This window comes from Dyella choica, assembly GCF_003977665.1.
GTDB classification, from domain to species: domain Bacteria; phylum Pseudomonadota; class Gammaproteobacteria; order Xanthomonadales; family Rhodanobacteraceae; genus Dyella_B; species Dyella_B choica.
In genome coordinates, this window is the sequence record NZ_RYYV01000005.1 from 104,177 (window position 1) to 119,085 (window position 14,909).

Sequence of the window (14,909 nt, forward strand, 5' to 3'; positions counted from 1 at the left end):
CTTGCGGTGCCAATGCGCCCGTCTCAGAAAGTGCCACGTACGCCTACGGTATACACGGTGCCATCCGCCTCCGCGTAGAGGAAACGATTGGGATAAGCGGAGTAGTCGTAAAGGTGTGACTGCGTCAGGTTGGTGCCGGACACGAATAGCGAGACGTGATTGCTGAGCTTGTAGCTGGCGCTCAGGTCCAGTTCGCCATAAGAGGTTCGCGTAGCGGGTTGCGCACCCGAGCCGTATGAAATGCTCTCCAGGTATTTCCCGCGCCAGTTATAGGCCAGGCGTACCTGCCAGCGTCCCTTCTCGTAGTAGCCGCTGAGGTTGGCCGAATCGCCAATGCCTGGGACGGCGAACTTGCCGGACGCAGCGATGGTGCCAGGGCTGAGGTTGGCGCTGCTTTGGACGTGGGTGTAATTGAAGGCCATGCCCAGTCCGTCGAACGGTGCCGGCAGCACATGCTTGAACTGATAGTTGAAGGTCAGTTCTTCGCCGTAGATCCGCGCCGAATTGAGATTGATCGGTTCGCTCAGCGACCAGGTCTGGCCGAGGAACGACACCGGCGTGCTGACGATCGTGCTGAAATTGCTGACCCGCTTATAGAAGGTTTCGAGGGCCAGATAGCTGGCGTCGTCGATGTACCACTCCATGCCGGTGTCGAAGTTGGTCGACGTATAAGGCTGAAGATTGGGATTGCCCTGGCTGATCGTCAACGATTCCGGACGCGTGCCGAAGCTCTGGTTATAGTACAGGTTGCTCAACTGGGGCGGCGTCAGGGTTTTGGAAGCCGAAAAGCGATAGACCAGATTGTCGAGCAGATTGAGCTTGAAATTCATCGACGGCAGCCACTTGTGATAGCCACCTTTGGCGGACTGCGGTTGCAGCGGCCCGTACGCTACCTGGCTCGCACTGCTGTCATTGGGATCCACTCGGTAGCTGATGGGCTGCTGGAAAATCGCCTGAGATTCCGAGTTCACGTGCATATAGCACGCGCCTATATCCACGGCCCAGGGCTTCTCCCACATCGTGCCCTCAAACACGGCTTTCGCGAATGCGGCCTTCTCGATTTCTCGCACCTCGTTGAAGCTGCCGGGATTTACCTTGGGCCCGAAGCTACCGTACTGCGCAAGTGCCGCGAGCAGAGCAGTGCGCTTGTCCGGGGTCAATTGGTTGTAGGCCGCAGGCGTGGTCAGCCAGTTCATGAACTGGGGTACGTTGTATTGAATCCACTGCGTGGGCAGACCCGGCTGTGAAACGCCGCTGATCGGCGAAGGTGGCGTATAGACGTATGCTCCGACGGCGCTGGCGGGTACGGACACGGCATATCCGCAGTACGCATTGCACAGGATGCCATCGGGCGTGGCCACATTCACCGATTTGTCGTAATCGTGGTTTTCCTGGATGCCAAATTCAAGGCTGGAAAGAACGCCGCTTTCAAAATTCTTGTCGAAATTCAGCTGATACTGGGTGACGCCAGAGGTGACGTTGTTCGACTGTCCACCTTCGTTGCAGCAGTGTGCGTACAGATCGTTCAGGTTGGTGGTGGAAATAATGTTGGTGTAGCTCGGCGGCTCACTGCTGCCATTGTTGGTCCAGGTCGGATTGACGCCGATATTCCGCGCGCCGATCACCGCGAAGTAGCCGTAAGGACTTTGCTTGTTCCAGGCCTTGGAGTTGGAGACGTCCAGGCTGATGGTGCTCGACGGGTCGAGATTGAAAGCCAGATTCAATCCGTTCTGAACCATCTTTTCATTGCTCGGGTTGTAGGCGACGACGTAGTCGTTCGCCATCACGCCGGCATTCTTCCGCACATAGTTCAAGACGGTGTTGTTGGCATCCGTGGTTAGCGACTGAAGGTCGCTGGCGTTGCCGTATTCGCCGAATTCGTGTTCGAGCGGTTTGATCTGATAGCCCGCATACAAGGTGTCGAACTTGACGGTCAGCTGGTCGATGGGACGCCAGTCGATGGCGCCCGTGAAGCTCTTGCGTGTGCGCTCCTCGTTGACCACGTTGTTGGCCAACGTTTCCGGGATGGCGACGCGGGTGTAATTCGGATTGGTCAACCCGGAGAGCTGGGAGATGTTCTGGTTGGCGTACCAGGAGTTGGCCTGCGTGTTGATCTGCGTGTCATCACGCTTGTAGTACTGCACGGAAGCCAGGACGCCGAAGGTGTGGTCTGCATTGGTCCAGCCAGCCAGGCCCGATACCTTGGGCGTGGTCTTGCCGGCCCAGCTACCGGTCAGGTTGCTGTTGACCCCGGCGGCGGAGCCGGTCGCGTGAAAGCCGCTGAAGTCCAGCGGGCGGGCGGTTTGAATGTCCACGACACCGCCGATGTCGACCTCGGGAATATCGGCCGATGAGGTCTTGTTGACCTGGGCGAGGCTGATGATGTCCGCAGGAAGGACATTGAAATCGAACGCGCGCGTCCCGGAAGCCGTCGCCATCTGGCGGCCGTTGATCGTCACGGCCACGAAGTCGGGACCAAAGCCACGAATGGCAATCTGGCTGGATTCGCCGCCGCTTCTATTGACCGATACGCCTGGCACGCGCTGCAGAGCGTCGGCGACATTCGGATCGGGAAATTTTCCATTCTCTTCCGCAGAAATCGAGTCGACGACGTTGACGGCGTTCTGTTTGATCGACTCGGCGCGTTGGATCGCGGCGAGCTGGCCGGTGACCGTAATGGCGGTGAGATTGGTGGCTTTTTTCTTGTTGTCGGTCTTGTTCGTACCGCTGCCGTCGTCGCCGCTACCTTGGCCGGACGGTGCGGCCGCAGCAGTGGATGGTGCCGGTGCGCTGGTTTGCGCGTGCGCTTGTACGTTATAGCCGATCATGCTGGCGATCCCCATCGCCGCCAGCGCCAGGCGCACCGAGAGCGCCATTGGGTTGCGTTGCATCGAATACCCTCCGCGTGGAACTACGTTGCCAACCACGAATAACGAATGCGATGTCACTTGATACATTGCTGCTACTCGTCGGCATGCTTCATGTCGACGCCGCACTCATCCCCACTGGCAAACACCATGGCCCGAGCGGCCATCTGTTCGATGTTCGCCAGTCTCGGCGCGAAGCAGGCTTGGTGAAAATCCCCGAAAAACCAGGCCGTGCTTCAGGCCGATCTCATTTGTCGTATTTTAGGATAATAAGATTGATTCGAGACCGACAAGCTGCGGCGCAACATTTCTCGATGCAATAAAAAAGCCCGCATTGCGCGGGCTTTTGGGGGGCGTCAGCTCCGGGAAAGCGAGCGTGACAGGCACTTGCTTTCGATCAGGGCATGCCGCCATGGCGAACCAATGCCATCACTTCATAGCAGGCCCCCATGGTGTGGTAATCCACTTTGCCGGCTGGGCTTTTCTCGTCGCTGTATTTCTGGTTGTCCTGCGTGAGGATGCGGTACCACGCGCCATGCTGGTGGTCGATGAAGTGCTGCCACGAGTACGCCCACAGCTTCATATACCATTCGTCGTATTTTGCATCGCTCGTACGCGCATGCAACAGCGCGGCGGCAGCCAGCGATTCGGCTTGCACCCAGAAGTATTTGTCGCCGTCGCAGATGCTGCCGTCCGGTGCGAAGCCGTAGCAGATGCCGCCGTGCACCGGGTCCCAGGCGTGCGTCAGCGCCGTGTCGAACAGGTGCTGGGCGGCAGGCAGGATCCATGCTTCGTTCCGGCCGCGTTCCTCGAGCAGCGGCTCCATGATCATCAGCAGCTTGGCCCACTCGGTCTGATGTCCGGGCTGGAAGCCCCAGGGACGGAACAGGTGCTTGGGGTCGTCGCGGTGGTAGTCCCAGTCGATGCTCCAGTCCTGGTGGTAGTGTTCCCATACCAGGCCGTCGGCCAGCTTCGCCTGGCGCTGCGTCATGCTGCGCGCGAGCGTCAGTGCGCGATCGAGATAGCGCGGATCCTTGCTGGCCTGATAGGCCGCAAGCATCGCCTCGCACATATGCATGTTGGCGTTCTGGCCGCGGTAGGTGCTGAAGTGCCAGGCGGGATCGGCTTCGTCGCGATAGAGATCCGCTTGCGCGTCCCAGAAATGCTGCTCCAGCAGCTGCCAGGTTTCATCCATCCATGCAGCGGCTTCCTGGATGCCGGCCTTCACCGCGGTGGAATAGGCGAGCAGCACGAACGCGACGCCGTAGCAATGATTGGTACGGTCCTCCGGCTTGCCGTCGCGGAGGGTCCACGCATAGCCGCCGGTGCGGGCGTCGCGGTGGACATCGCGCAGATAGCGCAAGCCGTGACGCGCCGCTTCGAGGTACTCCGGCTTGCCGAATTCGATCGCAGCCATGGCGTAGTTGAAAACAAAGCGGGTGCTGCTTACCAGATGGCGATGGCTGGAGTCATAGACCGTACCATCGTCAAGGAAGTAGTGGAAAAAGCCGCCGGCGGGGTCGATCGAGCGCGGGTGATAAAACGCCATGGTCTGCGCGACATGTCCGCGCAGGAAGGTTTCGGAACGGAAGTCCGGCTGGGATGGCGAGGTCATGCGTAGGTCTCCATGAATTGTTCTACCTCGCTGGCGTGCGGCATGGCGGCGAACGAGCCATGCCGCGTTACTGCCACAGCGCCACAGGCGCTGGCAAAACGCAGCGCGGCGTGCAGGCGCGGCAGCGTCGCCACCCAGGCATCGAGGTTGGCGGCAGTGAGGGTCATTTCGGCGAACTGGTAGAGCAGGCCGCCGACGAAGGCGTCGCCAGCGCCGGTACTGTCGACCATCGGCACGTCGTAACAGGGTAATTCGCCTTCCGCATCCGGGTGGAACCAGCGTAACGGCTTGGGGCCATCCGTGACGATCAGCAAGCGCGCATTGCCGCCCCACAGGCGCTCAAGCATGGTTTCTTCGCCGTCGTTCGCCAGCCAGTCGAATTCCTCGGCGCTGAGCTTCACTACATCGGCCAGCAGCAAGGCAGGCCACACGTGCGGACGCGGCTCGAAGCCGCGTGGCCACAAGGCGGGGCGTAAATTGAGATCAAAGCTCACCAGCGCACCAGCCTGCCGTGCACGCCGCATCCCGGTCAGGGTGACGTCGGCGAGGTCCGTATCGGTCATGCTGTTGGAGCAGACATGGAACACTGCGGTGTCATGGAACGTCTGCGGGCGGAAGTGCTCGATGCGGAACAACAGATCGGCGGACGGCGGGCGGTAGAACGCGAAGCTACGCTCGCCGCGCCCGTCCAGGGTTACGAAGGCCAGCGCGGTGTTCGCCTCGCCTGTGCGCACGACGTCGGCGGTATCCACGCCGGCCTGTTGCAGGCTATGCAACAGGAAGTCGCCGAAGCGGTCGACACCCAGCATGCCGGCAAAGCGTGCATGGCTGCCGAGCTTGGCTACGGCGACCGCCACGTTGGCGGGTGCGCCTCCGGCAAAAGGAATGAAGTGGCGCGCGAAGCCGTGGCCATCACTGCCTTCGCCGTGCATATCGATCAAAGCCTCGCCGAAGCAGAGGATGGAACGTTTCATCAAAGGACCCCAAGCATTGGATTTGTTTTCTTCAAGGGAGGAGCGGAGCCGCGACGCATCGGGATCGAGGCAGGCCTCGGACGATCAGCGTGGTGAGTTCGGCCCTTCACCCCAACCCTCCCCATGGGAGAGCGGGGCGTGTTTTGTCTTATTGGCTGCTGACTGGAGCGTTGCGAATCTTCGAACCGCTCAGGCCATAGAACACGATGTACCCGTAGCACAGCATCGGTAGTACGAATGCATGGTGGATGCCGATGTTGTCCGCCAGTACACCCTGCAGCCAAGGCACCAGCGCGCCGCCGACGATGGCCATGATCAGCAGGCTCGACGCCTTGCCGGTGAGCGGCCCCATACGCTCGATGCCGAGCGAGAAGATGGTCGGGAACATGATCGAGTTGAATAGGCCGATAGCCACGATGCTGTACATGGCGGCGGTGCCGGTCGTGCTCATGGTTGCGATCAGCAACAGCACGTTGACCGCGGCGAACACCGCCAGCAGCTTGCGCGGCGAAAGCTGGGCGAGCAGGTAGGAGCCGATGAAACGGCCCACCATCGCGCCACCCCAGTAGAGCGATACGTAGTGCGCGGCATCTTTCTCGCTCATGTGCCCGATGCTGGGTTCGGAAATGTAGTTGACCAGGAAGCTGCCGATCGACACTTCCGCCCCCACATAGAAGAAGATGCCCAGTACGCCGAACAGCACGTGCGGATAGCGCAGCGCATCGAGCAGGGTGTGGTGTCCGGTATCCGCCTTGACGGTGCTTTCTTCCAGCGGCGGCAGGCGGAATAGCCAAACGAACAGCGCCAGCAGCACTAACACAACAGTCAGGCCCAGATAGGGCATCTGTACCGACTGGGCTTCCTGGGTGCGGTAGAGCAACTGCTCGCTCGTCGACAGGCCGGCGATTTCCGTGGAGCTCTTCACCTGGGTGGAAAGAATCAGCAAGCTGCCGAACACGGGCGCGATGGTCGTGCCGAACGAGTTCAGTGCCTGGGCGAGGGTGAGGCGGCTGGAACTGGTTTTTTCAGGCCCCAGCAGCGCTACGTACGGGTTCGCCGCCACCTGCAGCAAGGTGATGCCGGTGGCGAGCACGAACAAGGCGCCGAGAAACGCCGGATACCAGCGCAAACCCGCAGCTGGCCAGAAGCCCAGGGCACCGATGCCTGCAATCACCAGCCCGGTGACGATGCTCTTCTTGTAGCCAAGCCGCCCCACGACCCAGCCGGCGGGCAGCGACATCAGGAAATACGCGCCGAAGAAGGTGAACTGCACCAGCATCGCTCGCGCGTAGTTGAGTTCGAACACCGCTTTCAGATGCGGAATCAGAATGTCGTTGAGGCAGGTGAGGAAACCCCACATGAAGAACACCGTCGTGATGACGGTAAGCGCCAGCTGGTTGTACGTGTAGCGGTTATCAGTGGAGTCTGTCGACAATCCCGGGGACGGCGGTGTTGCTGCGGTAAAAGCCATGAGTTAGTCCGGTGATCAGGCGGGCGGCGGGCAACTGCTTGCGCGTACCAGCAATTGCACGGGGGCGATGGTTTGACGTGGAGGAGGGGAGGGATCCTTGACGCGCTGAAGGATCAGTTCCGCGGCCTGCCTGCCGCGGTCGCGGGGCGTCACCGCCAGCGTGGTCAATGGCGGTGCGCTGACGGCGGCTTCGGCAATGTCGTCGAAACCGGTGAGGGCGAAATCGCGACCCGGCTGCAGGCCGCGCTGATGCAGGCCCAGCATCAGGCCCAGCGCCACCGCATCGTTGTAGCAGACCGCGGCGGTAGGGGCGGTCTTGCCCTGGAACAGCTGCTCGCTCTGCGCCACCGCATCCAGGCGATTGGGAATGCATTCCACCATCCAGCTTGGCTCCACGCTCAGGCCAGCGGCTTTCATGGCCTCGGTATAGCCCGCGCGACGCTGGCGACACGAGCTGGAACCGAGATGGCCGCCATAGAACGCGATGCGCTTGTGTCCCTGTCCAATCAGGTGTTCCGTGGCCAGGCGCGCTCCGCGCTGGTTGTCGAGGAACAGTCGGTCCCAGTGGTCGCAGGCAGCCACATCGCCGCTCACTTCGCGGTTGAACAGCAGCAGCGGCGTCACCCCTCCCACGGCCGAGAGGATCTGCTGGGCATCGCTGCCTTCGGCCGGCGAAAGAATAATGCCGGCCGGCCCGTGTTCCATCAGCGAGGAGAGCACTGCGAGCTCGCGCTCGGTGGATTCGCTGGTGCTGCCCAGCAAGGTCACGAACCCGGTATCCCCCAGCACTTCGTCCACGCCAGCGGCGAATTCCGCGAAGAACGGATTGGCCAGGTCGTTGAGTACCAGCGCAATGCTCGATGACGTGCGCCGTCGCAGGTTCGCCGCGGCGCGGTTGTACACATAGCCCTGGCGTCGCAATTCTTCCTCGACGCGCGCGCGCGTGTGTTTATTGACCAGCGGGCTTCCCCGCAGGACCAGCGAAACGGTGGCGCGGGAGACGTCGCAGCCCGCGGCAATGTCGCTCAGGGTGACCTTGCGGCCGACCGGCGGTATGTTCCCCATTTATGCCAGAACCTCGCCTTTGTAACGATCCAAATGTACCCGAACCAGCGAAGTCGTGATCCTGCAGTGCAGCATGTCAATTCTCCGCCCCCAGTGCTAGCTTCCGGCGCCTTGGAACGATCCAAGCCGCCAGGCCCCCTTCGGTCCGGTCCCGGCAACCCAAGGACGGACACTTGCGCGGGCTCCCCGGCCCGCTTCAGCCGCGCACATTAACAGGCCCCCATGCAATGAACCATCGCCTGCTCCGTTCCGGTCTTTCCCTGGCACTCCTCGCAGCTCTGGCCATCCTGCCCGTGCTCCAGGCTGCTGAGCCGCACGCGCCCGAGGTCGACCCGCGCATCGGTACGGGCGGCGACGGCCATGTGTTCCCGGGCGCCACGGTGCCGTTCGGCATGATCCAGCTTTCGCCCGATACGGCGATGCCGGATTTCAAGCGGGCCTACAAATGGGCCGCGGGCTACCAGTACAACGATCCCACCATCATGGGTTTCTCCCACACCCATTTCTCCGGTTCCGGCCACTCGGATCTGGGGGACGTGCTGGTGATGCCGATCGCTGGCGACGTAAAGCTGGATCCGGGCGACGAGAAAGTGCCGGGCAGCGGCTATCGTTCGCGCTTCGAGCACACGAGCGAAGTGGAGCAGGCCGGCTATTACGCGGTCACGCTGAGCGACTACGGCGTGCGCGCCGAATTCACCGCCAACCGCCGCGTGGGATGGCACCGCTATACCTTTCCTGCGGCCAAGCCTGCGCACCTCTTGCTCGATCTTCGTCCCAGCATCTACGACTACCCCGGCAAGGTACTGTGGTCGAGCCTGCAGGTGCGCGCGGATGGCACCATCACCGGCTGCCGAACCACGCGCGGCTGGGCGCCGGGACGCGAGCTGTGCTTCGCCCTGCGCTTCAACCAGCCGATGACCGCGCGCGCGCTCTACAACCGCGAAACCGATTTGCCCTACAAGGGCTTCAAGGGGCCCGGCTACCAGCCACAGGACCAGAACGCACAGAACGGTCGCGCCATCGTCGGCGTGTTCGACTTCGGCAAACTCAAGGCTCCGCTGCAGGTGAAAGTGGCCATTTCGCCGGTGAGCGAGGCCAACGCCGTAGCCAATCTCGACCAGGACGGCAAGGGCTGGAATTTCGATGAGCAGCGTCACTCCGCCATGGAAGCGTGGAACAAGGCGCTTGCTCCGATCGACATGGACGGTTCGAAACCCTTGCGTACGCAGTTCTATACCGCGCTGTATCACGCGCTGATGTCACCGAGCCTCAGCATGGACGTGAACAACGAATATCGCGGGCCGGACCATCAGGTGCATCGTACCGACGGATTCGATTTCTATTCGAGCTGGTCGATCTGGGACGTTTATCGCGCGCAGCAACCGTTGATGATCCTGCTGCATCCGGATCGCAGCGTGGATTTCGTGCGTTCGCTGATCGCCGCGCAACAAGCCAGCCCGTTCGGCATGTTGCCGGTATGGGCATACCAGGGCCTGGAAACCTGGTGCATGACCGGCTATCACGCAGTGGCGATCATTGCCGACGCCTATGTCAAAGGCATTCGCGGCTACGACGCCGACAAAGCCATGCAGGCGATGCTGTCCACCGCCACCTACGGCGACTATGGCGATCTTGACGACTACATGAAGCTTGGCTACGTGCCCATCGACAAGGAAGTGGAGGGCGGCTCCAAGACCCAGGAATACGCCTACGACGACTGGGCCATCGCGCAGATGGCCAAGGCAATGGGCAAGCATGACATCTACGACGGCTTCGAAAAGCGCGCCGGCTACTGGCGCAATGGGTGGGATCCGAAGACCGGTTTCATGCGCGCGCGCCTCTCCGGCGGTCAGTTCCGCGAGCCGTTCGATCCGGCCAGCGCCGGTTACGGCGACGATTACACCGAAGCCAACGCCTGGCAGTATTCCTGGTACGTGCCACAGGACGTGGCCGGCCTGATCACGGCGATGGGGGGCGATCGGGCCTTCACGCACAAGCTGGACGAACTGTTCGATGCCAAGGTCGACCCCGCCATCTTCAAGAATGTGGAGGACATCACCGGCCTGATCGGCTGGTATGCGCACGGCAACGAGCCCAGCCACCACATCGCTTACCTGTACGACTACGCAGGCCAGCCTTGGAAGACGCAAGCCAGGCTGAAGCAGATCATGGACAACGAATACGGCCCCGGCCCGGCGGGGCTGATTGGCAACGACGACCTGGGCCAGATGTCCGCCTGGTACATCTTCACGGCCCTGGGTTTCTATCCGGTCACCCCGGCCAGCGACGAATACGCCATCGGCCGGCCGTTCGTGCCGCGCGCGACGATACATCTGGGGAACGGCCGCAGCTTCACAGTAAGCTGTGCACCGTTCGACGACGTGCATCCATACGTTGGTCAGGTCACGCTCAACGGCAAACCGCTCGATCGCGTGTATCTGAAGCACGCGGACATCCTGGTCGGCGGCGAGCTGCATTTCACGATGCAGGCGCAGCCGAACCGGGACTGGGGCAAGTCGGCTTCGGCGCGTCCCACGGCGATGAGTCCCTATCGATAGCGGCTAGGCCGGGATGACCATCGCAGAACCGGGAAGCAACCAGGGGCTGGAGGAGTCATCCCAGCCTGCCCGGCTACCTGGCTGACTGGCCCTCCGGGCAAGGTGGGGTTTGCGCGGATTTTTCCGTCTGATTCCTTGATAACGGTTGCCCTTTTGTCCAGGACGGGCATCGTTGGCGGCGCGAACAGCGGCTTTACGCAAGTGATGGGCCGTCGCACTAGTCAGTGACCGTAAAACATGCGCAGAATGCATGCATCATGCCGAAACGATGGACCAAGGGCAGCCGATGATTGCAAGGGGAGTGCGACAAGTGGCGATGCCCTGGCGCACCGGCGGCCTGTTGCTTGCGGTGCTGGTGATCGTCGCCCTGCCGTACATGATCATGCGCGGCAGCTCCAAGGAATCCTTCCAGGCTGGCGAACGGGTGACCCGTTCCGCGGAAGTCCAGGCGCTGGTCTACCGAATCGGCGGCCAGACCTACGCAGCCGAATCGGCGATCCAGCATTTGCTGGCGGATGATCCGTCCAGTCACGCGGAGTCGGTGGCGGCGGGTGCCGAAAGCGAGATTCCCGGCCTGCTGGACGAACTGCGCCGCATCACTGCCGACAATCCCACGCAGCAACACCTGGTCGAGCAGCTGAGTGTGGCGGAGAACGGCCGTCTGGCGCTGATGCATCAAGCGCTGCAGCGTTTCCAGCACAACGATCGTGCCGGTGCGGAACAGGCACTCAAGGACGCAGATGCTCTGTTCCACGTCGACGAGGTAGCCAATAAGGTGGTCGCCGGTGCGTCACTGGCCCTGCAGCAACGCCGCGAAGCAGCTCGTAAGCAATCGGACGACAGCCGCCTGGTGCTTACCCTTACGTCTGCGGCGCAGTTGCTGATGCTGATGATCGTGGTGGTCGTCTCCGAGCGGCAGATTGGCCGGCGCTTGCGGGCCGAGGTGCGCGAACGTCAGGCCGTACAGCGTTCCCAGATGATCCTGCAGGCCGTGCGCGAACCGATCGCGCTGCTCGACCATAACCTGCGCAGTTTGTTGGTGAATGCGGCCTTCAGCGAGCTGTACGGCGTATCCGAGGAAAGCCGTGCGGAATACCTGGAAAACATCGGCCAGGGCGCCTGGGCCGACGAAGTGCTGCTGCAACGCCTGCGCGACGTGCTGCTGCGCGATCGCGAGCTGTGGGATTTCGAGCTCACCCAGCGCACCATCGACGGTGTCGAGCGGCACGTGGTGATCAACGCGCGCCGTCTGCAGCAGCAGGACAGCGATAGTCCAGTCCTGCTATTGACGGTCAGCGATGTCACGGCGCGTGCGCTGGTCGAGCAGCAAGTGAAGGAACTCAACCACCAGTTGGAAAACAAGGTGGCGCAGATTTCCGACGTCAACCGCGAGCTGGAGGCGTTCAGCTATTCCGTGTCCCATGATCTGCGCGCGCCGCTGCGGCATATCACGGCGTTCGCGCAGAAACTGGAAGATCATCTGGGCGAACAGGCCGACACCACCAGCCGGCATTACCTAGGGGTGGTGCGTGATGCCTCGCACCGAATGGCGCAGCTGATCGAAGACCTGCTGGTGTTCTCGCGCCTGGGCCGTGGCGCGTTGCGCCTGCAGGCGGTGGACATGCAGGCACTGGTGGAGGAAACCTGCACTCTGGCCGAGTCGGAAGTGCCCGGGCGTAGCATCGTCTGGCGAACCGATCCGTTGCCAACGGTGGTTGGCGACGAAAACATGCTGCGCACGGTCTGGCAGAACCTGATCGGCAATGCGGTGAAGTACACCGGCCAGCGTGAGATCGCGCATATCGACATTTCCGTGCGGCACGAGGACAGCGGTGATCACGAATTCACCGTCGCCGATGACGGCGCCGGCTTCGATATGCGCTACGTCGACAAGCTCTTCGGTGTATTTCAGCGGCTGCATAAGGCCAGCGAATTCCCCGGCAACGGCATCGGCCTGGCCAACGTGCGACGCATCGTGATGCGTCATGGGGGGCGGGTCTGGGCTGAAGGCGAACCGGGACAAGGCGCTCGCTTTCATTTCACGTTATCGGCCATCGAACCGCCACCCGCAGGGAGCGTCTGATCTCCATGAAGCCCCCCGCCCTGCGCCCCATTCTGCTGGTTGAAGACAGTCCGGTCGACGCCGAGATGACGCTGGACGCGTTGCGCCAGGCCCACCTGGCCAATCCGGTGATACATCTGGAGGATGGCGTGGATTGCCTCGACTGGTTGTACGCGCGCGGTGGCTTCGCGGGCCGGGAAGAGGAGGAGCCGGTCGTCATGCTGCTGGATATCAAGATGCCGCGCTTGAACGGACTGGACGTGCTCACGCAGATGCGTGCGGACGAACGTTTCCGCCATATTCCGGTGGTGATCCTGTCCTCGTCGCGCGAGGAGAGCGATCTGGCGCGCAGCTGGGATCTCGGAGTAAACGCTTACGTCATCAAGCCGGTGGACGTACAGCAGTTTTTCCTGGCGGTACGTACGCTCGGCCAGTTCTGGGCGGTGCTGAATCAGGCGCCGGAGCCAGGGTAAGGGGGCTCTGAGGCGTAGGCTGGGATGACCATCCCAGCATGGTCATGCATGCCACGTCCCGATGCTGGGATTGCCATTCCAGCCTACGTACTGTTTGCGGTTTACCACCCTCCCGATTGAAATATGATGATCGGGTCACTTGGAAAGCCTTTCGAATGCCGGACAAACCCAGTCAACAACGTTCGTTGCCCCGGATCCGGGTGCTGCAGGTCGAGGACAGCCCGCTCGACGCGGAACTGATGCTGACCGAACTGCAGGCCGACGGTATCGACTACGAGGTGCGCCTGGTCGACGATGAACCGTCGTACGTGGAGACGCTGAAATCTTTCAAGCCGCATATCGTGCTCTCCGATCTGAGCATGCCTGGCTTCTCGGGACAGCGCGCGCTGGAGTTGTTGCGCGAACACAGCGAGGACATTCCGTTCATTTACGTGTCGGCCACGCTGGGTGAGGAAGCAGCTATCGCGGCGCTGCGTGAAGGTGCCACCGATTACATCCTCAAGCAGAATCCGGCGCGGCTGGCCAGCGCCGTGCGTCGAGCCCTGCGCGAGGCAGACGAACAACGGGCGCGTGCCCGCGCGGAGGCGGAGCTGATCCGCATCCAGCGTTTTGAAAGCCTGGCCATGCTGGCTGGCGGCTTGAGTCATGATTTGCGCAATCTGCTGCAGCCGCTGCTGTTGGCCGGCGAAAGCCTGCAGGATTACCAGGATGATCCGCGTTTGGCACGGCTTGGTGCACTGGTGCGCGACTGTGGTCGGCGCGGACTGGAAATGGTGCAGTCCATGCTGTCGTTTGCGCGTGGAGCGCGCCGCGCCGAGCAGGTGAAGGTGCAGGCACTGATCGAAGCGCTGTCTCTGTTGTTGCAGGGCAGCGTGCCGCGCACGATAACGCTGGACATCGAAGTGACCGATCCGCAGCTCACCTTCGAAGGCAACCACACCGAGTTGCAGCAGTGCTTGCTCAACCTTTGCCTCAATGCGATGCAGGCGATGCCCCAGGGTGGCGTGCTGCGCGTGACCACCGGCAGGGTAAAGTTGGATGCGCGCTTTTTCCTGGAACACGAGGAGGCGCAACCTGGCGATTTCGTGCGCTTCTCGGTGAGCGATACCGGCATGGGCATGACCGAAGATGTACGCATGCGGCTGTTCGAACCGTTCTTCACCACCAAGGAAGGCGGCACCGGCATTGGATTGCACTCATGCCGCCGTATCGTGTACAGCCACGGCGGCGTCATGCGTATGGACAGCATCGTCGGTGAAGGCAGCTGTTTCGATCTATACATACCGTTGGTGCGTGCGGTCAACGAGGTCGCCGACCTTGGCCTGATTGAAAATGATGCCGCCCTGCACGGCAACGCCGAGCACGTGCTGCTGGTGGTGGAAGAAGCCGGCCAGCTCACGCTGCTGAGCGATACGCTCGATGCCTGGGGCTATGAAGTTCACGGCAGCCAGAGCGGTACCGCGGCGCTGCAGTGGATCGAAGCCTGCGGCTTGCCCGACCTGGTGGTGATGGACGGCGACATGAGCCTGTTCACCAGCGAGCGTACATTGGCGGCATTGAGCCAATATGGTTACCACCGCGGCGTGCTGGTGCTATGCCGTGCAGATGATCCGCCGGATACGGCGAAACTGCATATGCCGGACGGCAACCGGGTAAAGCGCTTGAACAAGCCGGTGGGGACGCGGGCGCTGTTGCATGCGGTGCGAGATAGCCTGCGCGAGGGCGGTAAGGGGAAAACGCGGCATTAGTGGCCTCACCCCTTTCGGAAGTCAACGGAAGGTCAGATCTTGCTAGAACGGAACGGCGATTTCAGCGTTAGTAGGA

9 protein-coding genes are annotated in these 14,909 nt (G+C 61.8%); 4 read left to right on the top strand and 5 right to left on the bottom strand.

Annotated elements, in window-relative coordinates:
- Positions 1 to 23: 23 nt before the first annotated feature.
- From EKH80_RS08175 to EKH80_RS08195, 5 genes are all read right to left on the bottom strand, one after another.
- On the bottom strand, positions 24 to 2,891 hold the full coding sequence (locus tag EKH80_RS08175; protein ID WP_158628794.1) for a TonB-dependent receptor: 2,868 nt from the start codon (positions 2,889 to 2,891) through the stop codon (positions 24 to 26).
- Between the two features lie 373 nt (positions 2,892 to 3,264).
- A complete protein-coding gene (locus EKH80_RS08180; protein ID WP_126684252.1) occupies positions 3,265 to 4,482 on the bottom strand; it encodes an AGE family epimerase/isomerase in 1,218 nt (405 codons plus the stop codon).
- A complete protein-coding gene (locus EKH80_RS08185) occupies positions 4,479 to 5,456 on the bottom strand; it encodes a carbohydrate kinase family protein (RefSeq protein ID WP_196240352.1) in 978 nt (325 codons plus the stop codon). The genes EKH80_RS08180 and EKH80_RS08185 overlap by 4 nt, the downstream gene beginning before the upstream one ends.
- A 148-nt stretch (positions 5,457 to 5,604) precedes the next feature.
- Entirely contained in the window at positions 5,605 to 6,927 is a 1,323-nt protein-coding gene (gene fucP / locus EKH80_RS08190; protein ID WP_126684254.1) for an L-fucose:H+ symporter permease, read from the bottom strand.
- A 15-nt stretch (positions 6,928 to 6,942) separates the two neighbouring features.
- The gene (locus EKH80_RS08195; RefSeq protein ID WP_126684255.1) at positions 6,943 to 7,992 is read right to left on the bottom strand and encodes a LacI family DNA-binding transcriptional regulator; all 1,050 of its coding nucleotides are present in this window, start codon (positions 7,990 to 7,992) and stop codon (positions 6,943 to 6,945) included.
- Positions 7,993 to 8,219: 227 nt separating this feature from the next.
- Between EKH80_RS08195 and EKH80_RS08200 the strand changes: the two genes are divergently transcribed.
- From EKH80_RS08200 to EKH80_RS08215, 4 genes are all read left to right on the top strand, one after another.
- Positions 8,220 to 10,550 (top strand): GH92 family glycosyl hydrolase, encoded by a 2,331-nt coding sequence (locus EKH80_RS08200; RefSeq protein ID WP_196240353.1) that lies wholly within the window; start codon positions 8,220 to 8,222, stop codon positions 10,548 to 10,550.
- Between the two features lie 316 nt (positions 10,551 to 10,866).
- Positions 10,867 to 12,633, top strand: a complete 1,767-nt coding sequence (locus EKH80_RS08205; protein ID WP_126684444.1) for a sensor histidine kinase — start codon at positions 10,867 to 10,869, stop codon at positions 12,631 to 12,633.
- 5 nt (positions 12,634 to 12,638) lie between these two features.
- Complete coding sequence (locus EKH80_RS08210) at positions 12,639 to 13,085, top strand: response regulator (RefSeq protein ID WP_126684256.1); 447 nt, start codon at positions 12,639 to 12,641, stop codon at positions 13,083 to 13,085.
- 155 nt (positions 13,086 to 13,240) lie between these two features.
- Positions 13,241 to 14,833: a hybrid sensor histidine kinase/response regulator gene (locus EKH80_RS08215; RefSeq protein ID WP_196240354.1), complete on the top strand. Its 1,593-nt coding sequence runs from the start codon at positions 13,241 to 13,243 to the stop codon at positions 14,831 to 14,833.
- Positions 14,834 to 14,909: the final 76 nt, after the last annotated feature.

Coding starts and splice junctions, on each gene's coding strand:
- EKH80_RS08180 (WP_126684252.1), bottom strand. CDS start 4,482: ATGACCTCGCCATCCCAGCCGGACTTCCGTTCCGAAACCTTCCTGCGC.
- EKH80_RS08175 (WP_158628794.1), bottom strand. CDS start 2,891: ATGCAACGCAACCCAATGGCGCTCTCGGTGCGCCTGGCGCTGGCGGCG.
- fucP (WP_126684254.1), bottom strand. CDS start 6,927: ATGGCTTTTACCGCAGCAACACCGCCGTCCCCGGGATTGTCGACAGAC.
- EKH80_RS08200 (WP_196240353.1), top strand. CDS start 8,220: ATGAACCATCGCCTGCTCCGTTCCGGTCTTTCCCTGGCACTCCTCGCA.
- EKH80_RS08195 (WP_126684255.1), bottom strand. CDS start 7,992: ATGGGGAACATACCGCCGGTCGGCCGCAAGGTCACCCTGAGCGACATT.
- EKH80_RS08215 (WP_196240354.1), top strand. CDS start 13,241: ATGCCGGACAAACCCAGTCAACAACGTTCGTTGCCCCGGATCCGGGTG.
- EKH80_RS08210 (WP_126684256.1), top strand. CDS start 12,639: ATGAAGCCCCCCGCCCTGCGCCCCATTCTGCTGGTTGAAGACAGTCCG.
- EKH80_RS08185 (WP_196240352.1), bottom strand. CDS start 5,456: ATGAAACGTTCCATCCTCTGCTTCGGCGAGGCTTTGATCGATATGCAC.
- EKH80_RS08205 (WP_126684444.1), top strand. CDS start 10,867: ATGCCCTGGCGCACCGGCGGCCTGTTGCTTGCGGTGCTGGTGATCGTC.